We start from the raw sequence: 26619 nt of genomic DNA on the forward strand, positions 1-26619 counted from the left end.
GTTTGATTACTTATGATCGCCCAAAGAACCCCACCCCGCCAAAGCGTAGCTTTGTCTCCCCTCCCCGCTTGCGGGGAGGGGATTAAGGGGAGGGGTGTCCACAGTCACAATTGGCATTTTTTCCACTTGGCTGTGAGCGATAATTATCCTGTCGAAAGGGTCGCAATGTAAATCTGGTAAATTTGTTACTTGTAAAGCATGAACCATTTGAATCGGTAAACCCTCAAATCGATTTATTGTCAACTGACTTGGGATATAAGTTTCTGGCGGTTCAGGTAAATTTAGCTTTCTTAAGCGTACCTTAATAACGATTTCCCACGCACTCGCAGCACTCAAGAACAGCACATTACTAGGGTCAGCAATTATACTGCTAACGGTGGATGAAAGTTGAGAATTATCTGTAACCCACCAAATGAATGCATGGGTATCAAGTATTGCTCTCATTCTCAATGTCTAATAGGCTGAGAAAATCGTTTAAAACATCCTCTGGTAACGGTTCGTTAAAGTCTGAGGCAATGACCACCTTACCACGGTCTAATTCTGGAATCCGGGGTAATGGTGGGTTATTTAGAGGTACAATGCGGGCAACGGGTAACCCTGCTTGGGAAAGAATAACTTCTTCTCCTGCCAAAACTCGACCAAGCAATTCTGCAAAGTCAGTCAAGTTGGCAGGAAGTTCTACATTATACATTAAATGTCTCCGGAAAAGATTTATATACGTAGGGTGCGTTACGGATTTCAACAATCACGCACCCTACAATACTTAAATATAAACTAAAATCTATGCACCTCATTCTCTGTGTTCTGGGCGCCTAGTAAGGTTCGTTTATCAATAAATGCAGATAGAATTGCTACATGGGGAAAAAACATTTTTTGTCAAGTATATATGTCCTAAATTTAGGTGCATTTGCTTACCCCTAGGCGTAGTATTTTCACGAATATTTCTCACCCTAGCTTCACTGATTTATAACCAGAGGAAGAGGTAATATATTTAAAATTACTCCTCAGTAATTATATTAATAAAGTAGTAGAAAAAGCGAAAGAATTGATATTTGTAACGAAAAATCCTTCATATATCAATTGCTTAATATTGAGTAGGCTTTACTAAGAAGAAGTAGCAAAACTTCAGTAATTACAAAAGACTCGGCGACAGGTTAAATTACATTTTCATCTTCATTGTCATTTGTCCCAAAGTTCCCACAAGACAAATGACTAATAAATATTCTAGAGGAATTGCTCATGATTGTTGATTCGCACTCTTATACAACACTTGGGGGTGTGCGTGTCTCTCGCTCCATGACAGAAGTCAATATAGACACAGCACTTGAAGATATTTTATTTTATCTAAATTCTCAGCGTGGAGGCTTGCTGACTAGCAGCTACGAATATCCAGGAAGATACAAAAGATGGGCGATTGGATTTGTCAATCCCCCCTTGGAATTAACTACAAGAGAGAATAGTTTTACATTAAAAGCATTAAGCGATCGCGGCAAAATTCTCTTACCATTACTCTTAGAGCGTTTATCGCAGTCGAAGCAACTTCAAGAAGTAATTTCAAATAAAGATAATATTACTGGGACTGTCAAGAAAACACAACAATTATTTGCTGAAGAAGAGCGCAGTAAACAACCTTCAGCATTTACAGTTGTCCGAGAAATTCTACATACCTTCTCAAGTAAAGAAGACGAACATTTAGGACTTTATGGTGCATTTGGTTACGACTTAGTTTTTCAATTTGAGCCGATTCCCCAGTGCCTAGATCGTCCTGAAGACCAGCGGGATTTAGTATTATATCTGCCTGATGAATTAGTCGTAGTTGACTACTATCTACAAAGCGCATTTCGTCTTCAATATGAATTTGAAACAGCGCATGGCAGCACAAATAATCTTCCTCGCACAGGTGAATCGATAGATTATCGCGGCAAACGTCTTCAACCCGCGCAAGCTGCCGACCATAAAAGAGGCGACTATGCCAAGCAAGTTGAAGTAGCACTCGATTACTTCCGTCGAGGCGATTTATTTGAAGTAGTTCCCAGTCAAAACTTTTTTGAATCTTGCGAACAATCACCCAGCAAACTGTTTGAAACCTTAAAGAAAATCAATCCCAGTCCCTACGGATTCATTTTAAATTTAGGTGGAGAATATCTCATTGGTGCATCCCCAGAAATGTTTGTCCGCGTTGAAGGTAGGCGCGTAGAAACCTGCCCGATTAGTGGTACTATTAGCCGGGGACAAGATGCCATTGACGATGCCGATCAAATTCTTTTGTTACTCAACTCACACAAAGATGAGTCTGAGTTAACAATGTGTACCGACGTAGATCGCAACGACAAATCGCGAATTTGTGAACCAGGTTCAGTCAGAGTAATTGGGCGTCGGCAAATTGAATTGTACAGCCACCTGATTCATACAGTCGATCACGTTGAAGGCACATTACGAGAAGAATTTGATGCCTTAGATGCATTTCTTTCCCATACATGGGCAGTTACAGTTACCGGCGCACCCAAACGCGCTGCCATGCAATTTCTCGAACAGCATGAACGTAGCGCTAGACGTTGGTATGGTGGTGCAGTTGGCTATCTCAGCTTTAATGGTGATTTGAATACCGGTTTGATTTTGCGAACAATTCGTTTAAAAGATTCAATCGCTGAAGTGCGAGTTGGTGCAACAGTTCTTTACGACTCGATACCACAAGCCGAAGAACAAGAGACAATTACCAAAGGTGCTGTTTTATTTGAAACAATTCGCCGCGCTAAAGAAACAGACGAGAAAATCGAGGAATGCAGCAATAAAAACTTGAGTAAATGCATTCCCGATGCTGAACCAGGTAAGCATATCTTACTAATTGACCACGAAGACTCATTTGTTCACACACTAGCCAACTACATCCGGCAAACCGGCGCAAGCGTCACCACACTACGTCATGGCTTTGATGAATCGCTTTTTGATACAATACGTCCTGACTTAGTTGTTTTCTCTCCAGGTCCTGGTAGACCAAGCGAATTTAAAGTTCCGGAAATGGTCGCCGCTTGCGTCCGTCGCGAAATTCCCATTTTTGGAGTTTGTCTGGGGCTGCAAGGCATTGTAGAAGCTTTTGGTGGAGAATTAGGAGTTCTCAACTATCCCCAACATGGTAAATCCTCGCGGGTTTTCGTTACCGATACAGATTCGGTGATGTTCCAAGACTTGCCGGAATCCTTCGCCGTGGGTAGATATCATTCACTATTTGCCCTGCCATTACAAATGCCGGCAGAATTGAAAGTGACAGCAATTTCCGAAGACAACGTAATTATGGGAATTGAACATCAAACACTTGCGATCGCTGCCGTTCAGTTTCACCCAGAGTCAATCATGACTTTGAACGGCGAAATCGGTTTAGCCATCATCAAAAACGTCGTCCGTAAATACACGCAAACGAAAGAGTCAGTAGTTATTAGTTAGTTGTTAGTGGTGAGCCAGTGCGTTGGGGAGGCAGTGCGTTGCGGGGGTTCCCCCCGTTGTAGCACCTGCCGTCGGGGATGCCGACTTGAAGCAACTGGCGAACCCGAAGGGTTGGTTGTTAGTTGTTAGTTGTTGGTTGAAAAAGCCCTAACTCCTAACTCCTAACTCCTAACTCTTAACCACTAACCACTATCGACTAACCATTAACCAACAAATCATGACGAACCAAGCCCCTCCCCGTCACATTCTCGAAGAAATTGTCTTGCAAAAAAGGCAAGAAGTTGCCCAAATGCAGCAAGAAATGCCTTTGGCAGTTGTGCAAAATCAGTTAAATGATGCGCCAAAGGTGCGAAATTTCCTCGGCGCTTTAAAGCAAAGTCCTTATAGACCTAGCTTGATTGCCGAGGTAAAAAAAGCATCGCCGAGTCGTGGTATTATTCGAGCAGACTTTGACCCGATCGCGATCGCCAAATCTTACGAACGCGGTGGTGCAGCTTGTATCTCTGTCCTCACAGATGAAAAGTTCTTTCAAGGCAGTTTCGACAATCTGCGTCGCATCCGCCCAGAGGTAGAATTGCCACTACTGTGCAAAGAATTCATCATTGATCCCTACCAAATTTATACGGCACGGGCAGCAGGCGCAGATGCTGTATTATTAATTGCAGCTATCCTCACAGATGAAGGACTCCAAGACTTTTTGCGACTAATTCACGAATTAGGGATGACTGCGCTAGTAGAAGTTCACACCTTAGCCGAACTGAATCGCGTACTCAAGCTTGAGGGTATACGCTTGGTAGGAATTAACAACCGCAATTTAGAAAATTTTACGGTTGATTTAGCAACTACACAGCAACTTTTAGCGCAACGGCAACAAGAATTGCTTTCCTTGGATATTACCGTCGTCAGCGAATCGGGATTATTTACACCCGCTGATTTATCCTTAGTGGCTGAAGCTGGTGTGCGTGCGGTTTTGGTGGGAGAATCTTTAGTTAAACAAAGCGATGTAGAACAAGCTGTGCGTAATTTGTTTCCGAAGGAATAATCCACATGAAAGCGATGGTGATAACAAACTTCGGAAGTCCAGAAGTCTTTGCCGAACAAGAAGTTGATAAACCGACACTAAATAAAAATGAAGTATTAGTCAAGGTTTATGCAACCTCAGTTAACCCCGCAGATTGCGGGATACGTCAAGGAATGTTTGGACCTAGAGTCAAATTACCTGCAATTTTAGGTTATGACGTTTCCGGTGTTGTTGAAGCGATCGCTCTTGATGTCAAAGATTTTCAGGTAGGTGACGAAGTTTATTATGCCATCGATCTTTTAGCAGGTAACGGTGCTAATGCAGAGTATCATGTCGCTAATGAAGCAATAATTGCCAAAAAGCCGACAAATATATCTCATTTAGAAGCCGCTAGCGTACCTGTTGCAGGAGGTACAGCTTGGGCTGCACTCATCACCAAAGCAAATATCAAAATCGGCGAAACCGTGCTGATTCATGGTGGTGCTGGAGGTGTTGGTACATTTGCAATCCAAATTGCCAAAGCAGCCGGCGCTTACGTTTACACAACCTGCGGTGGTTACGACATAGACTTTGTAAAGTCCATCGGTGCAGATAAAGCAATAGATTACCGCCGAGAAAACTTTGTTGACATCATTATGAAAGAAACTGGTGGTCAAGGCGTTGACGTTACTTTATCTACAGTCAGCGGTGAACTTTTAGCTCAAAGTTTGATGGTGATAAAAACAGATGGTCGCGCAGTCACCGTCACAGGTGTACAAGGAGACCTCAACGCTGCCATCTTCAAAAATATTACAATCCACTTCGTACATCTAGATCGCACCCGTCCCAAACTTGAAGCCTTGAAAACTTTAATTGAACAAAGTCAAATCAAACCCGTTGTTGGGATGACTTTTCCCCTAAATCAAGTAGCACAAGCCCATAAAAAACTTGAACAAGGTGGTGAAGGTGTGCGCGGCAAAATTGTTGTACAAGTTGCTAATTGCTAATTGGGCATTGGGCATTGGGGAGGCAGTGCGGTCTTGGGGATCACCTGCGTGGAGCACCTGCCGTCATTGGGCATCGGGCTTTTCCCCTTTCCCCATTCCCCTTTCCCCATTCCCTATTACCCATTCCCCATTCCCCATTCCCCATTCCCCATATGACTTCTATTTCTCATCACTTTCAAACTTTAAGAAATCGCCAACAGTGTGCTTTAATTCCTTTTATTACAGCTGGCGATCCTAACTTAGAAACTACTGCCGAAGCTTTACGCATCTTAGATCGCAATGGTGCAGACTTTATAGAATTGGGTGTTCCTTACTCCGATCCTTTGGCAGATGGTCCGGTGATTCAAGCAGCAGCAACTCGCGCTTTGCAACGAGGAACAAAATTAGAGCAAGTATTAGATATGTTGCAAGCTGTGATTCCCAGCTTGAGAGCGCCGATAATTTTATTTACTTATTACAATCCGATTTTGTACCGGGGTATCAAGTCATTTTTAGCAGAAATTGCTAATGTAGGGGTACGCGGTTTGGTGGTGCCAGATTTACCTTTAGAAGAAGCAGATGAGTTAATTCAAACTGCTGCTAGTTTCGGAATTGAGGTAATATTACTTGTAGCGCCTACCAGTTCTCAAGATAGAATTGAAGCGATCGCTCGTCAATCTCAAGGATTTATCTACCTCGTCAGTGTAACAGGCGTTACCGGAATGCGCTCTCAAATCCAACTCCGCGTCAAGGATTTGATTACAGAATTGCGAAGCGTCACCGATAAACCGATTGGCGTTGGCTTTGGTATTTCCGCACCCGAACAAGCACATCAAGTCATGGAATGGGGCGCAGATGCCGTAATTGTCGGTAGTGCCTTTGTCAAAAAATTAGCAACCGATACTCCCAGCGAAGGACTGCAAGCTGTAGAAAAACTTTGTCAAGAACTGAAAGCAGCGATTACCCCCACCGCATCCCTGCAAAAAGTAGGTTCGGTTTAAATTATACCCACTCCCCATTCCCCATTCCCCACTCCCCAATAAAGGATTTTAACCAGTGGTAAGCATTCAAGATATCAACACTATCATTTCACCTGAGACAGCGCGACCAGACTCGTTAGGCAGATTTGGTAAGTTCGGCGGTAAGTACGTCCCAGAAACCTTAATGCCCGCATTAAGTGAGTTAGAAACCGCATACGAGCAATATCGCCACGATGCTAGCTTCCAAGACGAGTTGCAAGGTTTACTCAAAGACTACGTGGGAAGACCTAGCCCATTATATTTTGCCGAACGCCTGACCAAGCACTACGCCCGACCTGATGGCACAGGAGCGCAAATTTATTTAAAACGCGAAGATTTAAATCATACAGGCGCTCACAAAATTAATAACGCTTTAGCGCAGGTGTTATTGGCAAAGCGCATGGGTAAAAAGCGGATTATCGCTGAAACCGGTGCAGGTCAGCATGGAGTTGCTACGGCAACCGTGTGTGCGCGTTTTGGTTTTGAATGCGTGGTTTACATGGGTGTCCAAGATATGCAACGCCAAGCCCTGAACGTATTTCGGATGCGTTTGATGGGTGCGGAAGTACGTCCCGTGGAAGCTGGTACGGGAACTTTGAAAGATGCTACCTCAGAGGCAATTCGCGATTGGGTGACGAATGTAGAAACCACCCATTACATCTTGGGTTCCGTTGCAGGTCCCCATCCCTACCCGATGTTAGTGCGTGACTTTCATGCCGTAATTGGTACAGAAACTCGCGCTCAATGTCAAGAGAAATGGGGCGGTTTGCCAGATATTCTTTTGGCTTGTGTTGGTGGTGGTTCTAATGCGATCGGCTTGTTCCATGAGTTTGTAAATGAAGCATCTATCCGCCTGATTGGAGTTGAGGCAGCCGGTGAAGGTGTCGATACAGAAAAACATGCAGCTACCTTGACAAAAGGACGAGTAGGTGTATTGCACGGTGCGATGAGCTATCTACTGCAAGATGAAGATGGTCAGGTAATCGAGGCACATTCGATTAGTGCCGGGTTAGATTATCCCGGTGTGGGTCCTGAGCATAGTTATCTAAAAGAAATTGGTCGCGCCGAATATTACAGCGTGACTGATAAGCAAGCTTTAGAAGCATTGCAGAGACTTTCGCAGCTAGAAGGAATCATTCCCGCTTTAGAAACCGCTCATGCGATCGCCTATCTTGAAACCCTTTGTCAACAGCTTGATGGTAATCCCCGAATCATCATCAACTGCTCAGGTCGTGGTGACAAAGACGTGCAAACCGTCGCGAAAGCGCTCAGTGTTGAGTAGTTAGGAGTTAAGAGTTAGGAGTTAAGAGTTAGTGGTTATTGGTTATTGGTTAGTGGTTAGTGGTTATTAGTTAGTGGTTAAAGAGTCCTTTTTAACAACCATCAACTATCCACTATCCACTATCGACGCTCCAACCATCAACTATCCACTATCGACGCTCCAACCATCAACGCTCCACCGATCAACCAACAACCAATATGATAGCCACAACCCAAGCTCCATCTAACAACATTCCCGTCACTCCCGACCAAAATTGGTCTGATTTCTTAAAACAATTACTCGACAAGCGATCGCTCACAGTTTCTCAATCTGCGGACTTGATGCAGGGTTGGCTGACAGATGCTATTCCCCCCGTCCTAACCGGAGCGATTTTAGCCGCAATTCAGGCAAAAGGTGTATCCACAGAAGAATTGGTTGGTATGGCTGGTGTCTTGCAATCCCAGTCGATAGGAGGACTTGGGGACAGGGGGACTTGGGGACAAGGAGGACAAGGGGGACAAGGAGGACAAGGAGGACAAGGAGGAATTTCTTCCTTGTCTCCCCCCTCTCCCTTGTCTCCCTTGTCTCCCCCCTCCCCCTTGTCTCCCTTGTCCCCCCCTCCCCATTCCCCACTCCCCACTCCCCTAATTGACACCTGCGGAACTGGTGGAGATGGAGCTTCAACTTTCAACATATCAACTGCTGTCGCTTTTGTAGCTGCTGCTGCTGGGGTAAAAGTTGCCAAACATGGCAATCGTTCAGCATCTAGCAAAACCGGTTCCGCTGATGTATTGGAAGCTTTGGGTATAAATCTTAATGCCAGTCCGGAAAAAGTGGAGTCCGCAGTTGATGCAGTTGGGATGACCTTTTTGTTTGCCCCAGGATGGCATCCAGCATTGAAAGCAGTTGCCGCTTTGCGAAAAACTTTGAAAGTGCGGACTATCTTTAATTTGCTTGGACCTTTGGTAAATCCAATGCGACCGACAGGGCAAATTATTGGTGTGAGTGACCCACTTTTGTTAGAAACGATCGCTCAAGCATTATCGCAACTCGGATGTCGTCGAGCGATCGCTCTCCACGGCAGAGAAAAGTTAGATGAAGCAGGTTTGGCAGACATCACTTACTTAGCTGTACTTCAAGAGCAAAAAGTCCGCTGCATCACACTCAATCCCCTAGAATTGGGTTTAAGTCATGCTCCCACTGAAGCATTGTGCGGTGGAGATGTCGAAGAAAATGCAGAAATCTTAAGAAATGTTTTGCAAGGGAAAGGCACTCAAGCGCAGCAAAATGTAGTTGCTTTAAATACCGCTCTAGCCCTACAAGTTGGCGAAGTTTTTGATAGCAACTCCACAGATATTCTGGAAAATTGTGTCCAAGGCATCGCTTTGGCGAAAGAAGTACTGCAAAGCGGTGCTGCTTGGACGAAATTAGAACAACTCGCTGATTTTTTACGCGATTAACTGTTAGCAACTTAGTCAACTAATTGGAGAAAAAGAAATGATTGTCATCCTAAAAAACGGTACACCTCAAGAAGAAATTACTCGGTTAAGTCAAGAAATCAGTGAAACATGGGGAGTCAAAGTAGAAAAAAGCGTCGGCAAGCACAAAGTTGTTTTAGCGATGATTGGCGATACTCCTAGCATCAATCCGTTGCAAATCAAGGGGTATAGCCCTTGGATTGAGGAAGTATTGCGAGTACAGCAACCGTTCAAACGGGTGAGTCGGGAATTCCGATATGGAGAAGCTAGCGAAGTTGTTGTACCGACACCAAATGGTAACGTCTACTTCGGTGAAAATCATCCGATTGTCGTGGTAGCTGGACCCTGTTCTGTTGAGAATGAACAGATGATTGTGGAGACAGCAAAGCGGGTAAAGGCTGCGGGAGCCAAGTTCATCCGTGGTGGAGCGTACAAACCTCGCACCTCACCTTATGCATTCCAAGGACATGGTGAAAGTGCTTTGGGCTTGTTAGCAGCTGCCCGTGAAGCTACGGGTTTAGGCATCATCACAGAAGTGATGGATACTGCCGACTTAGCAGCAGTGGGAAGAGTAGCTGACGTGATCCAAGTGGGAGCGCGGAATATGCACAACTTCTCGTTGTTGAAAAAAGTAGGCGCTCAAGATAAGCCAGTATTGTTGAAGCGTGGAATGTCCGCCACAATTGATGAGTGGTTGATGGCAGCAGAATATATCCTAGCTGGAGGAAATCCGAATGTAATTCTTTGTGAGCGGGGAATTAGAACCTTTGATGGTAAATATGCCCGCAATACCTTAGATTTGTCGGTGCTTCCAGTATTGCGATCGCTTACCCACTTACCAATCATGATTGACCCCAGTCACGGTACAGGTAGGTCTGAGTACGTTACACCAATGGCAAAAGCAGCGATCGCCGCCGGTACAGATGCTTTAATGATTGAAGTTCACCCAAATCCGGCAAAAGCCCTATCTGATGGACCTCAATCCCTCACTCCCGATAAGTTTGACATCTTGGCTCAAGAAATGGCAGTAATTGGCAAAGTAGTTGGACGCTGGTCTGAGCGTGCCTTGGTAGGTTCTATTTAATTCTACAATTTTCAATTGAAAGAATTGTAGATTGTTGGGTGCGTTGGCGCAATTCGTAACGCACCCAATTTGATGTTTTATCTTTTTCAAAAATTATTTATAACTTTATTTCTGTTAGCTCATTCTTGCAGAAAATCATTTTTGTACTTTTATTAAAAAATCAATATTTTTTCTCTAAATAAACAATAACTAAAAATTAGACAAACTTATCAAAAGATTTCTCATTGTTAATTGAAGTCAAAAAAATTACTATATTTTATAAAAGTGACATTAATTACAAGTTGTTTTTGGTCAATAAAAATGTAAACGCTCTGTAATTAAGCCCAACAAGCTAAAGAAAATAATAGCTGTTAACTAGATTAAGCAGTAAAAAAATCATAAAAAAGCTACGAAGCAAACTTAATTTTGCATTTTTGATGTCGCTTGATTAAGCAAAATTTTTGTCCTAAAAACAGAAGGATTATATCTAATGGCAGATTCTAATGTCAACTCTTTTAGTAGTAGTAGCAATCCCCTTGATGGTGGTAGCTCAACGGGTGGCAATATCATTGGTAGCAATTCCAATACTTTTGATGATGGCATCTCATATCAAGGTAGCAGCAGTTCATCGGATCTTGGGCAATCACCCTTCGGTCGTTTACGTGAAGTTACTGATTTAAACACCATATTTAATGGTGTCGGTAGTGGAGGCGAAAACCCGTTTGCTAACAACCCATTAGGTGCCCAGGTACTGTTTGGTGGTGACAATCAGGGGGGATCGCCCTTTACTAATTTAAGGACGAACATTGACAATCTAGTTGGTACTGCTACCAATGGCAGCAACCCGACAGGTGGCAGCGGTAGCACTAATCCGTTTGCAAATGGTGGCATTTCCGCTCAGTCTGTTGATGATGGCACCACAAGTGTTGGTGGTAGCAATATTCCGTCATTCGATGGTGGTGACACAAACGCAACCGGGTTTGAGATGAGGGTTATGATTGATAACCTGGTTAACTCGAAGCTCAGTGAAAATGGTATTAATGTAGGTGTAGGTGGTGCTATCCCCATCGAAGGTGGCGGCATCGGTACCGGTCCTGAAGGTGGCAATCTCAGCGATCCGTTTGCACCTGGAGGCAGCAACCCATTTGGCATCCCATTTGATGAGATATTAAGTGAGTTTGGCATCCCATCTGATGAAACATTAGATAAGTTTGGCATCCCATCTGATGGCAGCTTTAGTGAAGGTTGAATACCGTCATTCGATAGTGGCAATCTGTTAGCTTAGTACGGTCATTGCACAAGTTCAAAGGCGAATTGAAGTTAGACATTGTAGCAAAATGGGTTCCTCTGCCTTTTTATTTAAACCTTCAATTCGCGACAATTTTACGCAAAGCAGTACTAAGTAGCAACAAACATTCTTGTGTTTTTGAAATTATGCCGCTACTTAAAAGTAAAAACCTAGATTGTTAAGCTCGTTGCTACTCAAAGTTGATGACAGTAATGAAACTGTCATCGAAATTATTCTGTAGACAAATTTATATTTCCAAACAACGATGAAATTAAACGTCAAATACTCTCCTGGTTCGTAGTGAGCGGTTTACCGCTCATATCTTCGGTTTTAAGCGGCTCTATCCCTTACTACAAAAACCTAAATAACTTAGGAATCCGACTGAAGTTTGTCTTTGATATGCAAAATTTTTCAGATTAAAACGTGAGTGAGGAGAATTATTTATGGCAACTTACACTGACAATTCCATTAATGAGCTTAATCAATCACTAACTGGTGATAGCTTGTCAACTGGTATTAGCAATCCCCTAGCTGTTAATGACAATCTCTTGACTGGCAGCTTGAGTACCTCTTTTTCTGGTAGTAGCAGTCTGTCTGAAATTGAAGACAGCAGTAACTCAAGCTTCCAGAATATTGGTGGTAGTAGCAGCAATTCCACAACAGTTATTAAAAGCAACCCGTTTGCTATTGTTGGCAACGTAGTTGTTGGTAATGGTCAATGGATAAGCAATAATGAAACCACACCAGAGAGTGTTTCTTCAGCGTTCGCGGGTAGTGTTGAGCAATTGCTTGACTCGGTTATTGTCAAACTGCGTAACAGATTGCCCTTGAGTGATGCTGGCAATAATTCCAGTGATGGCAACCCGTTTGCTAATGGAAACAACCCTTTTGGTGATGGCAATCAGCCTTCAGCACCAGGTTTGGTATTGAATGTCAGTGGTGAAAACCCAGTTGCAAGTGGTGAGAATCCGTTTGCAAGTGGTGAGAACCCGTTTGCAAGTGGTGAGAACCTGGTTACAAGTGGTGAGAATCCGTTTGCAAGTGGTGAGAACCTGGTTACAAGTGGTGAGAATCCGTTTGCAAGTGGTGAGAACCCGTTTGCAAGTGGTGAGAACCCGTTTGTAAGTGGTGAGAACCCGTTTGCAAGTGGTGAGAACCCGTTTGCAAGTGGTGAGAATCCGTTTGCAAGTGGTGAGAATCCGTTTGCAACTGGTGGTGCTAATCAGCAACCATCCTTCGATATCTCGCAATTCATCTTTGGTAACGACGACAACCTAACATTCTTAACTGGTGATGGCAGTGTGCCTCAGTTATCATCCTCGGAGATATTGAAGACTGTCCAAGATAATATCTTAAACGTAACTGAAATTCTCAATTCTGGAAATCTGTTTGCAGAAGGTAACAATACACCTTTGCAAACACCGTCAGATTTGTTGAAGCTGTTCAGGAATGACATGTTCAGCTTTAACAGCGGTGTCAACGCTGTCAACGAACTTGCTAGTGGTGACAGTTCGTATACTGATGGTAGCAACCCGTTCCTCAGCTTATTTACTGGTGGCAGTCAAGATAAGGAAATACCGTTTGATATTTTGAACGTTGCCTTAGAAGGAATTTTACCCTTCAATGGCAAAGATAACGTGTTTTCTACCCCAGAAGGCGAACTACCGATTGGTTATGGCAATCACGACTTTGGGATTAAGAACGCAACCATCGGTAATGCCAACTGGGATTACGGCAACGCCAACGCAACTATCGGTAATGGCAATTGGCTTTGGGATTCCAGCACTCGTAACGCAACCATCGGTAATGGTAACTGGAATTTAGATGCCTCTCATGACAACAGAACTGTTGGTAATGGTAACTGGTATTGGAATTCAACTAGTGACAATACAACTTTAGGTAATGGCAATTGGAGTTTTGGAAATAACAACACAACTCTTGGTAATGGTAACTTTGACTTCGGTAGTAACAACACAGTGATTGGTAGTGGCAACAAAGTCTTCACCAGTAACAGCATAGTCATAGGTAATGGCAACTGGTCTGTAGTTATTGACAAATCAAGTGCTGGTGCTAGCGACTTGATGACTCAGCTAGATACATGGGTGTCTATTATGGGAGTCAAAGATGCTACTGATAATCTAGTGAATTCAGTGTTGAGTAAGTTGGGTGAAGCTTTTGAGCCGCTAACAGACGATCTTACTGCATCAGGTAGTAAGACATATGACCGACTATTTTTATCTTAAGACTTTCATAGTAAGGTTGTTTTCGTAAGCGCGATCGCATACTACCCTAAAACCCCGGTTTCTTGAAGAAACCGGGGTTTTTGCTTTTCTTACCGTGCGTCCCATTCGTCTATAATTTGGCAAAGTTATCTTGACGGACTAATAGAGAGAAAAACTTTTGCGGCATGTACTGCCATGTAATCGCATCCTCAGCAATACGAGCGCTGAATTAAATCAGATTCTGGCAAAGCAAGAGAATCGCACAAAGTAAATAGAACTTCTTAAACGTCCTGTAACCACTACCATGAAACGCAATCACTATCGAGGTTTTCAGCTCATCAACGAGTGCGCTGCTGGGTTATGTCATTACACAATCTAAAATCCCATCTTTTGCATAAGGTAGAATTCCAAAGTAGCCAAGAAAAGTCAAGGTAATATCAGAGTATTTCTTGCTAATTGTGGAGGCATCGTGAATTACGTTCTCGGTAGGTGCAATGTATGCTTCTCCAGGCGCTACTTTTAGTTTAACTACAGGGTATGAAGGGTAACTTTTCATAAACTTGTCCCCTATAGATGTCCCCCGATAATTCTTATAAATATCCTCAGGGTCTGACAGACCTAAAGCATGAAACATATCCATCAAAGTTAGGTTGATGAACAAAAAGTAGCGTTCTTCACATCCCAAATTAATGCATATTCGATTTCTTGATTTGTGTCTGCGTCTGAGGGTATCTCTATCCCAACTGTCAAGGTGCATTCCATCATAGCGTTTTTTGGGGATGCTGTTATGATAACCACTTGTTACTGTTGTCAATCCTGGTAGTGTTGTTTGAATACCTAGTAATTGTAATCTGTTACTAGATAGACAATAACGCTCAACGTGCTTCATAACTTTTGCAATAGCATTCTCGCGTTCTGGATGTGTATCAAGAAATTGACATTCTTCTAGTGTGGCAGCCGAACTTTTCCTAATATTTTCAAGTATGGCTTCAAGTGGTGCCAAGACCTCGTTAGGGAAGCGAACCACTCCTATAGATGAACCAAGATCCCAAGAGCTAAGGTTCAAGATTGGTTCATTTGCACGTAGGAGACTATATTCCGTTAGACTCGGTTCTCTCCAAGGTTCTCTAGGCAAAAAAGCATCAGTACGATATATTATATCAGAGGCTGATTCAATTTCCTGTGTCGTGCCCGAACTCAGCCAAATTCTAGAACTGTGCTGGTCAGTATTGGCATCACAAAAAACTTGAATTCCTTTTTTTATTTCTACAATTTCCTTAACTAACATAGCATTAACCCAAATTGTTTCTAGCTGAAAACTGCTCAAAAAATCTCGGAAAGTTACCGTAATATCGAATAATACGGTACTGTATACTCAACTATTTTTGCGTACAAAAGAGGACGGTTTGATGTCACAAAGGACAATCTAGTGCTGGTATAGATTTAGAAGGAATTCGATGTTTGATGTTGAGTTTACCAGTTGCAGAATCGATAATACCAGCTTGTTTTAAACGCATCTCAATATGCTGTAAAAGTCCTCTTTCTTTGATGCATAACATATTACCTTTATCATCAACTTGATTGTGAAGAATGCCCTCCTCCGCTACTGGGTAACCACTACAGCTTCCGAAGTATGGGCAAAAAGTACACGTAGAAGCTATGCGTTCTTCTGCTGCTTTTATTACTTTCTGATGAGCAGATCCCAGTACTATCTCTTCCATAGAATCCTTGAATAAATTACCGTGACTAAACTCAATGTTATAAGCATCTGCATAACTATAAACATCACCTGTAACATTTACTAAATAAATCGATTCCCATTCTTTTTTGTCATAATAAAAGGGTTCTGAGTCAGGACTGTAGTAATGAAGAATCTGTTGAATGTGATCCATAATTGGCTGAACTACCACTAACCGATCGCCTTCCATCCACAAGTCAACAAGAGTGCAAAAAGCACTCAAAACTTCGTTAGCATTAATTTCAAATCCTTTATGTTGTCCATCAAACGCTCCATTAAATAGTGGCAACAATCGAAAAGAAAGATTCATTTTTTCAAAAAATTTATAAATTTTTTGAATATAAGGCAAATTCAATTTAGTTAAAACAGTGATACATCCATAGGGAATATTTTCATCTCGCAGGCGATCCATGTTTTTTAATACTGTTGTTTGAGAATCCATACCAGCTTGATTAGTGCGTAAACCTCCAAATAAATCTACAGAAACACCCACACCATCAAATCCATCTCTCAATAATTGGATACGTTCTTTATTAAGCACAGTCAGGTTAGTCTGTACGATATTTGTAACAGAGCTTGCGAGTTCACCAAAAATTTCTTGCTGGCGGTCAAAGGTTTGCCAGTAATAATCTGGTGATTGTAAAAGTGGTTCTCCACCATGCCAAACAAACTCAATTTCTGTAGGGTGATCGAGTTGACTATAATAACTGGCAATGTGACTATACATTTTGTCTAATTGTTCTGGCGCAATTGCTGCCCTATTACCTAGTTCTGAGTATTCATAGCAGTAGCGACAGCGTAAGTTACAAAACTTAGAAGACTTAACAACAAATTGGACTCGCTTTGTGTTGGATGGCATACTTTTACCTCGATTGTAATTGCTTGCTAGAAATGAGTAATCAACATATTTCTGGGTTTGGCTTGAAAAGGTATTTATAGCGGTTCTCACTGGCATTCAATATATCTCTTGTGCGGTAGAAGACCAAAAAGCCCGTCCTAAACTAAGGACGGGCAAGACGCCCTTCCCACAAGAAAATCACAAATGTGATGCATTTTATTGAGAATTGCTATAAGTTTGAATCAGCAAGATTGACTAACAAAAAATTGTTAAATTTTAACTTGTCAGTCAATTATGCATTCGTGAGAAGCGACAGTTCAAACCATCAGAGATTGAAATGTATCTACTGCTGAGAGATATTCAGCATTAGCTGCTTCATTTGGTAGGCTTTCAAGCATTTTAGGTACGTAGGGTTGGTTTTGTACCCACGATGGACCAGGGTCAACCAGTTTGAAAGCTGGTCTCAGCGCAACCAAACTTTCTTCGTTAGGGGAAAGTGCTTCTAGTTTCTCACTTAAATTGGAGGAAAACTGGATAGAAGGTATAGAGTTTATAGCCTCCCTAGAAGAACCAGTATGATTAGAGTTTGTCGCCCCAGCTATACTAGGAAAAGCTACAATAGGAACTGCGCTAACCAGCAATAGACACAGACGATTTGATAGCTTGCTGTGCAGCACAAATTTGACTTTACTTGCTTTGTTCATTTTCTTGGTTCCAGAATTAGAAGTATTGATTGATAGAGTCAGCTATTTTGCTTGCTCTGTTATGTTTAACGAAAGCTCAAAGGGAAATATTCCAAAATTAAAAAAATTTTTTGTAATTCTTTAAAACCTTCTCAATTGGTTGCAGTGCATAAGTACCTGACTCAGATATCTATTTAACTCATACTTGATATTGAGTGAAAACGGGTTCTCATGGTTTCAGAAGATTTATTGTTATATGAGCAACTACTTAAGACTCCAGAGTATCAGCAGAGAGTCGAAAGAATTGCCCGATCGCAAACAAGAAATACCTCAAGTTCCTGGGAAGATGCTGTACAGGCAGCTCATGAAAAAGTGTTTCAGGCAACACAAGCTGGAAAATTTCAAAAAGGAGGAGTAAACGAGTTTTACCGTTGGGCAGCTACTGTAGCTAAATTTCAAATCATCGATCTGGTTCGCAAAGAAAAGCAATTTATATGTCAAAGTTTAGATCAAAACATTCCCGGTACAGATTTGCCGCTATCAGAAGCGATCGCTGATAAGTTCAATTTATTCGATGCTTTAGAACGCACGGATCTTATCAACAGAACAATAGATGCCATTATTCAACTAGATAGACACTATCCAGAGCGAGGATATGTCAAACTCTGGCAAGCACAACTTCAGGGTAAGAAACAATGCCAAATAGCTGCTGAGTTTGGTGTCACTCAGGGAGCAATTTCAAAACGATGGCAGGAATTACGTTCGTGTCTTGCTCAGATGCTAGGAATGGGGAATGGGTAATGGGGAATGGGGCATGGGTAATAGGTAATAGATAATAGGTAATGGATTTTTTCCAATTAGCAATTACCAATTCCCAATTACCAATTACCAATTCCCAATTCCCAATTCCCAATTCCCAATTCCCAATTGCTATTGGCAGATGTTACGATCGCCTGTATTAAGATTGGGGTTAGTCGTCAGATAATCGTGCAAGCGATCGCATCCACGCTTTAATAATTGCGACAAATTCAATGTTTGCAGTTCTATCCCCGTTAACCGCCAAATTTTTACTGTTTTATCTTGACTTGCCGAAACAATCATCTTACCATCTAAACTAAAATTCACACTTCTGACATCACCAGTATGTCCTTGAAAAGTTCTCAGCAACATACCGCTATGTACACTCCAAAGTTTGATGGTGTCGTCATCACTAGCTGAAGCAATCATTTGACCGTCAGGAGAAAAACTCAAATTATTAACCGCATCAGTATGTCCGGTTAAGTTTTGCAACAAGCGACCGTCACGACTCCAGAGTTTGACTGTACCATCCTGACTACCAGAAGCTATTATCTTACCATCCGGGCTGAAAGTTAAAGCCCAAACACTAGCATTATGTCCATTAAGAGTTTTCAACAAACGACCATCGCGACTCCAAAGTTTGATAGAATTGTCAGCACTGGCTGATGCTAACAACTCACCATCTGGGCTAAATTCAACATTAGTCACCCAACCGTTATGCCCTTTGAGAGTATTTAGCAAGCGACCGTCAAGACTCCAGAGTTTAACAGTTTTGTCAGTACTCGCAGAAGCGAGGATTTTCGCATCAGGACTGAAGCTCATATTAATTATCCAATCAGTATGCCCTTTGAGGATATGGAGCAAAGAGCCATCACGTTTTCGCAGTTGGATAGTATTATCAGCACTCGCTGTCGCTACCGTATTTTCATCCTGAGTGAAGCTAATGCTGGTAATATCGTTAATCGGGGAAGGAATAGATTTTAGCAGCTTACCGTCTAAACTCCAGAATTTCATCGTTTTATCGTTGCTGACCGAGAAAACGGTATTACCATTCGGATTAAACCAAGCGCTATTCACACTATCGAGATGTCCAAAAAGAGTTTTTGGTGCATTGATATCAAAGTTCCAAAGTCTTATGGTATAATCATCGCTAGCGGAAGCAAGTAGTTGACCGTCTGAACTAAAACTAACGCTACCGACTGCATGGTTATGTCCCTGTAAAGTCCCCAACAATTGACCATCCAAGCTCCAAAGTTTGATAGTTTTATCAACACTTGCCGAGGCGATGATTTTACCGTTAGGTGAAAAACTAACGCTTTTAACATCGCTGTTATGTCCAGTTAGCGTATTAAGTAAGCGACCGTCACGACTCCACAGTTTTACGGTATTATCAGCACTAGCAGAAGCAATTGTTTGTCCATCTTTTGACCAAGCTACACTTAAAACCTCATCGGTATGTCCGCTCAGAGTTTTTAGCAAGCGACCATCCAGACTCCACAGTTTAATTGTGCGATCGTCGCTACCAGAAGCGATAATATCACCTTGAGGTGAAAAAGTAACGCTATCTATACCTTGGCTGTGTCCGGTGAGAGTTTTCAGTAACTTGCCATCCCGACTCCAGAGTTTAATAGTATCATCATCGCTACCCGAAACAATCATTTGACCGTTAGGGGAGAAAGCAACGCTATTAACTCCATCATTATGTCCGGAAAGTGTTTTCAGCAACTTACCATCCCGACTCCAAAGTTTGATAGTTGCATCAGTACCTGCCGAAGCAATAATTTGACCGTCAGGAGAGAAACTCACACTATTGACTCCATCGCTATGTCCGCGTAAAGTGTGAAGTAACTTGCCGTCACGCTTCCAAAGTTTGATAGTTGTATCAGTACTCGCCGAAGCTAGCATTTGTCCATCGGGAGAGAAACTGACACTACTTACCCAAGAATTATGTCCAATCAAACGGTTGCGTTCTTGAGTTTGATCGATCGCCTGTTGTAAAGTAGTTGCAGTTGCAGTTTTAATCTGTTTTGTAGTATCAGGATACATCACCTGACTGGAAAACATCATCTTTTGTAACTCTTGCCCTGCCTTAACACTAGTTGATAGTGCTTCTAGTTGTTTATGCGAGAAAAGAAAGTTTTCTGATAAAGAATTTAAAGCTTGTATTTCTCGCAACTGCGCTTTTTGACTTTGCTGATAAGCTAAACCTGCAAAAGAGAAAGCAGCTATTCCCAAGATACTGATAACAGTAACAGCTTTTTGCGCTTGTTTGAGTCGGCGTTTTTCTTGCAGTTGTTGTCGTTGTCTTTCTTCTAGACAAGCAGCAATAAATCGTTGAACATCAAAAGATAGTTCCTCAGTGTAATTGATATAAATATCTTCTGCTTCAGCCAAACGCACACCCTGCAACAAAAAATCAGATTGTTCACCCCCATGCTTCCATAGCTGTGCAGCTTGCTCAATTTGACGTTGCGATCGCAATCTACCACGATTTTCCTCCAACCACCATCGCAAAGTAGACCAATAGCGAATCAGCACCTCATGGGCAACTTCTATCGTCACAGAAGAGGGGAGTGGGGAGTAGGGAGTGGGGAGTGGGGGAGAGGGGGGGCACATGCGTCCCCACGAAGTGGGGTTGGGGGGAAGGGGGGGAGGGGGAGACAGGGGGAAAGAATTATTCTCCTTGTCTCCTTGTCTCCTTGTCTCCTTGTCTCCTTTTCTCCCTTGTCCACGCCAGTCGCTACAACGGAGGAGACCTCCGCAACGCGCTGGCTCCCCTTGTCCCCCTTGTCCACGCCAGTCGCTACAACGGAGGAGACCTCCGCAACGCGCTGGCTCCCCTTGTCCCCCTTCCCCCCCTCTCCCTCTCCCTCCTTCTTCCAAATTCACTACTACCAGCTTTGCAGCAGTTAACGCTGCCAGTGTCTTTTCTACCAATGGTGCCGGATATTTTTTCACTATTAACTCTGATTTATACACCCGCCGACGAGTATCTTCAGTACCTTCACCTAACTGCGTCAGCGACAGAAAAATCCAACGAGCGCATTCTTGAGCTTCAGCGTCTAAACTCTCGTAAACAGCTTGCGCTTTACTTTCCAGCGCTCCTTTAATTCCACCCAAGTGCTGCTGATAAGCTTGTAAAGTTAACTTACCTGCAACTCTATGTTCCCACAACTGCTCTAAAACAAATTCTAAAAGCGGTAAATCTCCGGGTGAGCGGTGTAACTCTCGCAACAGTACTTCAACTAATACTGGCTCAACTGTTAAACCGACTTGTTCGGCAGGGTTAATTATAACGTGGCGATACTCCTCCTCAGTTAAACAGGGCGGTATGAGAATGCTAGACTGCTGCAATAGCTGCGCTAATTTCGGTATTTCCAAACAAGGTGCGATAAAATCTGCCCGTAGAGTGATGACTATTTTAAGCTTACCTTCGCTTAATTCCAACGCCTGCAAGATAAGTTCTAAAAAGCGCTGTCTGTCAGCAGCTTGGGCAAGGGTGAATAATTCCTCAAACTGGTCTATAACTAACACAATTACTGGTTCTGGTCGGTTACTTAACCAGTGAGCGAATCCTTGTCCCCCTTGATACAACATTTGTTCTAGTTGTATTTGCTGATAAGCTTTTTCTTTCTCAGTACCGCTATCAACTAAGCGTCGCGATAAAGCGTCTTGCGGATTTGCACCAGGACGAAAGCTTTTAATCCACCATTCTTCGCTACCAGGTAATTGTTTACCGCACCGCAGTTGAGCGATTAATCCCGCTTGCACAACCGATGATTTACCGCTACCAGAGGCACCAACTACGGCAAGAAATGACTTACTTGCCAAGTGATGCAGAAGTTGCTGCGTTAAAGCTTCTCTGCCGTAGAAATACTGAGCATCTTCCGGAGTAAAAGCTCTTAATCCTCGGTAAGGGCAAAGTCCTAAATCAATCCCTTCCGTTAACTTGATATCTCTTATACCAGTCGTGGTAGGTATAATTTCGATAACGCCTTGAATCCCGGATACCCAAATGTGCAATGGTAATGTATTTGAACAAGATAGTTGCAATTGAGTAATCCAACTAGCTACCGATAAACTATTTTGCTGTTGGGCAGCTTTCAGGGTATCGTGGAGAACTTGGGTGAATTGTTCGGGATTGTATGACGGGGAAGCAGCGGCAATGATACACTGTCCTTGTTCGGAACTTAGTTGCAAGTCTTCTAGCCAATCTTGTAATGAGACTTGTTGCGTTTGGTCACAAAGACAATCTAAGATGATAATTTGTTGAGTGTAAGGCGATCGCCTGAGTTGTTGTCTTAACCAAGAGCGACTCAATTGAATATCCGACCCCACCACTAACACCGCTTCCCCCGCTTCAGTTTCCTTCAGTCTGCCACGCAGATATAATAAAACTGTTGCGTCATGTTCTAAATTTTGAGAATCTTGCTTTTTCTGCAAGCAATTCTGCATTCCTTCTTGAATATATGAAGCAGTTATTTTATCAGCTTGTGGCAAATACTTTAACTCAAAGCCACCAACACCGCGTAATAATTTACAAAAATCGAGAGTCGTCTTATTAGTCGTCAGTCCCTCAACAATCAGCGCTTGTCGCAAAGACGACGATTGCACAACTCCTGATTTTAAACCAAGAACAATTTCCCCAACTCCTTCAACAATCCGCTTCGGAGTTTGCAAAGGATATTCTGAATAAAGTCTGGTTTCTCCTCTACCTCTTTTTTGCTGATTAATCAGTCGCAGTTGTTGATTAGTTTGCTCGATGTATTGCTGCGTCTGATGATAAATATATCGATAAAGACCGTCCGCTTCAATCAAACCGCGTCCATCAGCTGCTTCACCTCGCAACCCCCGCATTAAATAATAAGTAAAGACTCCGTGTCCTAATTCCGGAAATTCCCAAGATTGCTGATCTGTGTCACAAGAAAGCAAAGCATAAAATCCTTTACTCTTTTTCGCTTTTTGCCGCAACAAATCTACCATTTGCGGTGTCAGGTTTTCGCGGTTTGGTATTTCTCCTTTTGCTCCCTTGAGTGACATACTACCGCTATGACAAGCATCCAACAATACCAACTGAGTCTGCGCTCCACTATGTCCCAATAAATGTAATAATTCCTGTAATCCTAAACCTGTATTCAGTAAATTATCAATTTGCGTATCTGCCAGACACAAAACTACCTGCCCAGAGTTTGACTCTAGCATCCCGTGTCCAGAAAAATAAAATAAAATCGTGTCTTGTGGTTGAGCCGCAGCAGCAATTTGTTTTAAAGTAGTACGAATATTTGTTAGTGTCGGCAACTGTGACGAAAAATCGTGGTGAGTCCACACCTCAGTCTGCGGAAACGCTTGGGTTGCATCTGCTAAAGCTGATGCTAAACCCTGACAATCAACCGCTGAATAGCGCAAAGACGGCAATCGTTCATCTTGGTATTGGTTTACACCCACTAACACCAACCAAAGTTTTGCGTGTCCGGTTTCTAAAGCATAAGTTGAGCGACTAGTAGCAACGCCTAATGGAGACATTTTTTTTAAATTACAATACAGGTAATAGCAACCAATCTCGAAAATATACGGAAAAATTTTATGTTTATATAAATACTGATTATTTAATAAGAGTCAAGTTTTTCTAGGTTGGTTGCTACGAGTTTATGCATTCTTGTTGAAGGATATATCCGGAAAAGTTTACAAATCTATATACTTAAGTAGAGAAAAATTAAGGTTTTATGAAAAAATCCGCTAAATCAGGCTATGAGTAAACGTATTATGATAGAATTTGGTACACGTAATTAGTTATAAAATAGGCGTTGCATATTAACGGACAGGATACGTACCCCACAAAACTTTTAGTATTGTTGTGAGATGTGCCGGAAAACCCGCCCTATTTTACATTTATTAATGTCCTTAAGCAAATTGATATTTTTATAGGAATGAGCGCTTTTCCTAAAGTCTTGTAGGGGACCCTTCATGAATTGCCCCTACGTAAATTCAAGCTTTGACGACATGAGTGCGTAAGTCCTATTTTAATTACCAACACCCTTACTTTTGAGACATCCTCTAAAAATCGGTACGTGCTTTCAGGAAGTTGTAAACAGCAAGAGCAATTGCCAGAAGTAAAAGTGCATGAATTAGACTGCCTGCAATATGAAATGCTAATCCCAATGCCCAAAAGACGACAAGTATAACTACAATGCCCCAAAGTAAACTAAGCATAATTTTTTACTATTAAAAGTAGTTTGAGCCAATTTTAGATGTTTGATGAATTAGATGATAACTATCTTGCGGATGAATTATTGACGATTATCTTTTAGTTTTGTTACTTTTCCTATCTCATAAAAATCTATATATTTTCCACATATTTCTTAACAATTACTGGTGTCAGTGATAAAAAGATAAGATAGAAGAGAACCACACGAATGTAGTAAAAAACTTTTTTGTTATCAATTTTAAGACAAAGGAGGAAGTGTGACATGACGATTATTTTAAATCACACTATAGTACCCGCACGCGATAAAAAAACATCGGCACGGTTCTTTGCACAAATTTTTGGTTTAAAGATTGAGTCGGATTTTAGTTACTTTGCCCCCGTGCAAGTCAATGATACTCTAACGCTGGACTTCGCCGATCGCCAGGAATTTGAATCACACCATTATGCATTTCATGTCACTGAAGAGGAATTTGATACTATCTTTGCACGGGTAAAAGAGGCAGGTCTTGAATACAGTAGTGACCCCATGCATCATAATAAAGGTGAGATTAACCACAGGAAAGGGGGGCGTGGCTTTTACTTTTATGACCCCAATGGTCATAATCTGGAACTATTAACTCGTGCGTAAGTTTTTGGTATAAAGCAGCTAAGAGGATGATATCACTTATCCGCCATTTGAAGTATTTTCTAGCTGCGATCGATAGATGATGGCTGTGTTAATACGGTCATAAACTGTAACCAATAAATTAAAGTTAAATCGGTTGTGGTTTAGGTTTAACTTTTTTTATCGAAAATCTTGGGTTTAAAACCCCGTCCTTGTAGGACGGCTTTAATTGATTGAGTGGTAGAATAATGGCAACAGGAAGGGTAATCAACCTGTTTAAAAACCCTATGCTGCCTAACGGCTCTGCGCTGTACCTTGACAACCGAATCTATGGGGTTCTACTTGTTGTCCTAGTAGTGCTTGCACGTCCTGAAAGTAGGTAAAAGATTCACAGGAACTAGGCCATCAGCTATTAAACTCAAACAAAGTTTGGAGAAATCCAACTACCGAGGGGCACTCGGAAAGTTAACGCTTGGGGAGAGAACCACCTCTGGGTTAGGTAACGCAAGGAACTTAACGTAAGTGGACTCGTTGAACCAAGAATCCTCGTCCTTTTAGGGCGATGGAGTGTCAAGCCAATTGCCATCTTCCCCTTTTTCGTAGTCACGCTTTACCGCTGCCCAAGCAACTTTAAATGCTGCTTCTTCTTCGTCATATTCTTTTGAAGCATTGTTAAAAGCAGCAATAAATATTTCAGCCGCGTGTTTGGGTAAATGATTTTTAACTGAGTCAGGTAAATCGGCAATATCTTGATATGGCATATGCTTATTATCTCCAGTTAAGAAATTTAAATTGTCCGGTGTCGTACTATTGGCGCTTCACATCCTACATTAATTTTATTGCGTAAGTCTGTCTTATAATTAAAGGCGATCGCACACCATATAAGCGCTCATCAGGGCAAATATAGCATAATCCTGGCTCTCATCCGACAATTGCGCGACTGCGTGGGATGAGCTTAACTATAATTTATAAAATAAATCTTAAATTATTCGGTTGCGATAACTAAGTAGAACGTATTATACTCGTACTTAAGTATATAAGATTACCAGGAACAAAGACTTGATCAAGGTAGTCTTGCGAGTTGGGATTTAAAATTTTAGATTGGGTGATACGCCATTCATCAGGATACTAAGACTTTTCAGCCCAACGTCAAATAGAAAGGGTGCAAATCTACGATCGCCAAAACGACAGAAGATTGCATAAATAAACTCAAGGATATCTATTAAGTCTGTGAAAGGATGCAAATAGAAAAAAGTTGAGGCTATTTAAGTTTTGGCAAGTTTACCTTAGTTTCGGGAATGCTTTGATGGCATTGGGTAGGTAAACGTATTGCAACAAAAGTCTTAGTCTCTCACACACCAGGAGATTATTTGAGATGAAAACGCGAGTTTTGAGGGTCATACGAGTTATTTTCAAGGTGAGTAGATTTAAATTTCTGAAATTCTTGTCAAAATTAAGTCACACAATTCTCACTCTTAAATCTAAAATCGAAAAAGGTTCGAGAAAGTTAGGTAATGAACAGCAGAATCATTTACAACAAGAAACAGAGGAAAATTCAAGGAGAATAGGAGAATCAAGAGTTGATCCGCGACCAACACAACCACCAACTCCTGCACGACTGGACAATGAACTAGACCAAACAGAAGAAATTTCTAGGAGAATAGGAGAACCAAGAGTTGATCCGCGACCAAAACAGCCACCAACTCCTGCACGACTGGACAATGAACTAGACCAAACAGAAGAAATTTCTAGGAGAATAGGAGAACCAAGAGTTGATCCGCGACCAACACAGCCACCAACTCCGGTACGAGTCAGGAGAATAGGAGAACCAAGAGTTGACCGGCGAACAACACTGCCACCAAATCCGATACGACTGCGGATAGGAGAAACAACAATCATTTCGCGAACGACTTTTATCGGAGTGAGAAAAATAGGAGTTGCAACAGTCAATCCCCGACCCAAGAAGACATCTCGTCCAGCGCGATAGTAGCTTTA

The 26619-nt window shown here is 42.1% G+C and carries 20 protein-coding genes; 12 read left to right on the forward strand and 8 right to left on the reverse strand.

The genetic code is table 11. From position 1 onward, the window contains the following. Window positions 1-6: 6 nt before the first annotated feature. Window positions 7-444 (reverse strand): type II toxin-antitoxin system VapC family toxin, encoded by a 438-nt coding sequence (locus PI95_RS21560; protein WP_163519070.1) that lies wholly within the window; start codon window positions 442-444, stop codon window positions 7-9. After that, complete coding sequence (locus tag PI95_RS21565) at window positions 428-691, reverse strand: type II toxin-antitoxin system Phd/YefM family antitoxin (RefSeq protein ID WP_039738078.1); 264 nt, start codon at window positions 689-691, stop codon at window positions 428-430. The genes PI95_RS21560 and PI95_RS21565 overlap by 17 nt, the downstream gene beginning before the upstream one ends. A 548-nt stretch (window positions 692-1239) precedes the next feature. On the opposite strand from PI95_RS21565, the gene PI95_RS21570 reads away from it, so the two are divergent. The 9 genes from PI95_RS21570 to PI95_RS21610 all read left to right on the forward strand — a co-directional run bounded on the left by PI95_RS21570 (window position 1240) and on the right by PI95_RS21610 (window position 13779). Then, complete coding sequence (locus PI95_RS21570) at window positions 1240-3441, forward strand: anthranilate synthase (RefSeq protein WP_039738080.1); 2202 nt, start codon at window positions 1240-1242, stop codon at window positions 3439-3441. Between the two features lie 217 nt (window positions 3442-3658). Then, window positions 3659-4483: an indole-3-glycerol phosphate synthase TrpC gene (trpC, locus tag PI95_RS21575; protein ID WP_163519071.1), complete on the forward strand. Its 825-nt coding sequence runs from the start codon at window positions 3659-3661 to the stop codon at window positions 4481-4483. 5 nt (window positions 4484-4488) lie between these two features. After that, window positions 4489-5448: a zinc-dependent alcohol dehydrogenase family protein gene (locus PI95_RS21580; RefSeq protein WP_039738085.1), complete on the forward strand. Its 960-nt coding sequence runs from the start codon at window positions 4489-4491 to the stop codon at window positions 5446-5448. 152 nt (window positions 5449-5600) lie between these two features. After that, entirely contained in the window at window positions 5601-6428 is an 828-nt protein-coding gene (gene trpA / locus PI95_RS21585) for a tryptophan synthase subunit alpha (protein ID WP_039738087.1), read from the forward strand. A 64-nt stretch (window positions 6429-6492) separates the two neighbouring features. Further along, window positions 6493-7728 carry a tryptophan synthase subunit beta gene (gene trpB / locus PI95_RS21590; RefSeq protein WP_052324698.1) on the forward strand — a complete coding sequence of 412 codons (1236 nt, stop codon included), beginning with the start codon at window positions 6493-6495 and terminating at the stop codon, window positions 7726-7728. Between the two features lie 197 nt (window positions 7729-7925). Beyond that, window positions 7926-9167: an anthranilate phosphoribosyltransferase gene (gene trpD, locus PI95_RS21595; RefSeq protein WP_039738088.1), complete on the forward strand. Its 1242-nt coding sequence runs from the start codon at window positions 7926-7928 to the stop codon at window positions 9165-9167. Window positions 9168-9204: 37 nt separating this feature from the next. Beyond that, window positions 9205-10269 (forward strand): 3-deoxy-7-phosphoheptulonate synthase, encoded by a 1065-nt coding sequence (aroF, locus tag PI95_RS21600; protein WP_039738089.1) that lies wholly within the window; start codon window positions 9205-9207, stop codon window positions 10267-10269. A 469-nt stretch (window positions 10270-10738) separates the two neighbouring features. Next, entirely contained in the window at window positions 10739-11497 is a 759-nt protein-coding gene (locus PI95_RS21605; RefSeq protein ID WP_039738090.1) for a hypothetical protein, read from the forward strand. A gap of 482 nt (window positions 11498-11979) precedes the next feature. Continuing rightward, window positions 11980-13779, forward strand: a complete 1800-nt coding sequence (locus PI95_RS21610) for a hypothetical protein (RefSeq protein WP_052324686.1) — start codon at window positions 11980-11982, stop codon at window positions 13777-13779. A gap of 337 nt (window positions 13780-14116) precedes the next feature. On the opposite strand, the gene PI95_RS21615 is transcribed toward PI95_RS21610, so the two are convergent. From PI95_RS21615 to PI95_RS21625, 3 genes are all read right to left on the reverse strand, one after another. Further along, window positions 14117-15046 carry a hypothetical protein gene (locus tag PI95_RS21615; protein ID WP_052324687.1) on the reverse strand — a complete coding sequence of 310 codons (930 nt, stop codon included), beginning with the start codon at window positions 15044-15046 and terminating at the stop codon, window positions 14117-14119. Between the two features lie 124 nt (window positions 15047-15170). Further along, a complete protein-coding gene (locus tag PI95_RS21620; RefSeq protein ID WP_039738091.1) occupies window positions 15171-16355 on the reverse strand; it encodes a radical SAM protein in 1185 nt (394 codons plus the stop codon). 296 nt (window positions 16356-16651) lie between these two features. Further along, window positions 16652-17038 (reverse strand): hypothetical protein, encoded by a 387-nt coding sequence (locus PI95_RS21625; RefSeq protein WP_039738092.1) that lies wholly within the window; start codon window positions 17036-17038, stop codon window positions 16652-16654. A 210-nt stretch (window positions 17039-17248) separates the two neighbouring features. Between PI95_RS21625 and PI95_RS21630 the strand changes: the two genes are divergently transcribed. After that, on the forward strand, window positions 17249-17818 hold the full coding sequence (locus PI95_RS21630) for a sigma-70 family RNA polymerase sigma factor (RefSeq protein WP_039738094.1): 570 nt from the start codon (window positions 17249-17251) through the stop codon (window positions 17816-17818). A 129-nt stretch (window positions 17819-17947) separates the two neighbouring features. Here PI95_RS21630 and PI95_RS36125 read toward each other — a convergent pair whose 3' ends face one another. Together PI95_RS36125 and PI95_RS21645 are read right to left on the reverse strand one after the other, a co-directional pair. Then, on the reverse strand, window positions 17948-23338 hold the full coding sequence (locus PI95_RS36125) for an nSTAND1 domain-containing NTPase (RefSeq protein ID WP_039738096.1): 5391 nt from the start codon (window positions 23336-23338) through the stop codon (window positions 17948-17950). 531 nt (window positions 23339-23869) lie between these two features. Then, window positions 23870-24025, reverse strand: a complete 156-nt coding sequence (locus PI95_RS21645; protein ID WP_089130555.1) for a lmo0937 family membrane protein — start codon at window positions 24023-24025, stop codon at window positions 23870-23872. 257 nt (window positions 24026-24282) lie between these two features. Here PI95_RS21645 and PI95_RS21650 point away from each other — a divergent pair, with 257 nt between their 5' ends. Then, the gene (locus tag PI95_RS21650; RefSeq protein WP_039738098.1) at window positions 24283-24648 is read left to right on the forward strand and encodes a VOC family protein; all 366 of its coding nucleotides are present in this window, start codon (window positions 24283-24285) and stop codon (window positions 24646-24648) included. Between the two features lie 530 nt (window positions 24649-25178). Here PI95_RS21650 and PI95_RS21655 read toward each other — a convergent pair. Beyond that, window positions 25179-25385, reverse strand: a complete 207-nt coding sequence (locus PI95_RS21655; protein WP_039738099.1) for a ChaB family protein — start codon at window positions 25383-25385, stop codon at window positions 25179-25181. Window positions 25386-26041: 656 nt separating this feature from the next. Here PI95_RS21655 and PI95_RS21660 point away from each other — a divergent pair. Next, window positions 26042-26611, forward strand: coding sequence for a hypothetical protein (locus PI95_RS21660; protein WP_163519074.1), 570 nt, complete (start codon window positions 26042-26044; stop codon window positions 26609-26611). Window positions 26612-26619: the final 8 nt, after the last annotated feature.

The organism is Hassallia byssoidea VB512170, from assembly GCF_000817785.2.
In the GTDB taxonomy this organism is placed as follows: domain Bacteria; phylum Cyanobacteriota; class Cyanobacteriia; order Cyanobacteriales; family Nostocaceae; genus Hassallia; species Hassallia carrinoi.

Excerpts from the sequence above, each read along its gene's own strand:
- PI95_RS21560 (WP_163519070.1), bottom strand. The coding sequence starts at position 444 with ATGAGAGCAATACTTGATACCCATGCATTCATTTGGTGGGTTACAGAT.
- PI95_RS21565 (WP_039738078.1), bottom strand. The coding sequence starts at position 691 with ATGTATAATGTAGAACTTCCTGCCAACTTGACTGACTTTGCAGAATTG.
- PI95_RS21570 (WP_039738080.1), top strand. The coding sequence starts at position 1,240 with ATGATTGTTGATTCGCACTCTTATACAACACTTGGGGGTGTGCGTGTC.
- trpC (WP_163519071.1), top strand. The coding sequence starts at position 3,659 with ATGACGAACCAAGCCCCTCCCCGTCACATTCTCGAAGAAATTGTCTTG.
- PI95_RS21580 (WP_039738085.1), top strand. The coding sequence starts at position 4,489 with ATGAAAGCGATGGTGATAACAAACTTCGGAAGTCCAGAAGTCTTTGCC.
- trpA (WP_039738087.1), top strand. The coding sequence starts at position 5,601 with ATGACTTCTATTTCTCATCACTTTCAAACTTTAAGAAATCGCCAACAG.
- trpD (WP_039738088.1), top strand. The coding sequence starts at position 7,926 with ATGATAGCCACAACCCAAGCTCCATCTAACAACATTCCCGTCACTCCC.
- aroF (WP_039738089.1), top strand. The coding sequence starts at position 9,205 with ATGATTGTCATCCTAAAAAACGGTACACCTCAAGAAGAAATTACTCGG.
- PI95_RS21605 (WP_039738090.1), top strand. The coding sequence starts at position 10,739 with ATGGCAGATTCTAATGTCAACTCTTTTAGTAGTAGTAGCAATCCCCTT.
- PI95_RS21610 (WP_052324686.1), top strand. The coding sequence starts at position 11,980 with ATGGCAACTTACACTGACAATTCCATTAATGAGCTTAATCAATCACTA.
- PI95_RS21615 (WP_052324687.1), bottom strand. The coding sequence starts at position 15,046 with ATGTTAGTTAAGGAAATTGTAGAAATAAAAAAAGGAATTCAAGTTTTT.
- PI95_RS21620 (WP_039738091.1), bottom strand. The coding sequence starts at position 16,355 with ATGCCATCCAACACAAAGCGAGTCCAATTTGTTGTTAAGTCTTCTAAG.
- PI95_RS21625 (WP_039738092.1), bottom strand. The coding sequence starts at position 17,038 with ATGAACAAAGCAAGTAAAGTCAAATTTGTGCTGCACAGCAAGCTATCA.
- PI95_RS21630 (WP_039738094.1), top strand. The coding sequence starts at position 17,249 with ATGGTTTCAGAAGATTTATTGTTATATGAGCAACTACTTAAGACTCCA.
- PI95_RS36125 (WP_039738096.1), bottom strand. The coding sequence starts at position 23,338 with ATGTCTCCATTAGGCGTTGCTACTAGTCGCTCAACTTATGCTTTAGAA.
- PI95_RS21645 (WP_089130555.1), bottom strand. The coding sequence starts at position 24,025 with ATGCTTAGTTTACTTTGGGGCATTGTAGTTATACTTGTCGTCTTTTGG.
- PI95_RS21650 (WP_039738098.1), top strand. The coding sequence starts at position 24,283 with ATGACGATTATTTTAAATCACACTATAGTACCCGCACGCGATAAAAAA.
- PI95_RS21655 (WP_039738099.1), bottom strand. The coding sequence starts at position 25,385 with ATGCCATATCAAGATATTGCCGATTTACCTGACTCAGTTAAAAATCAT.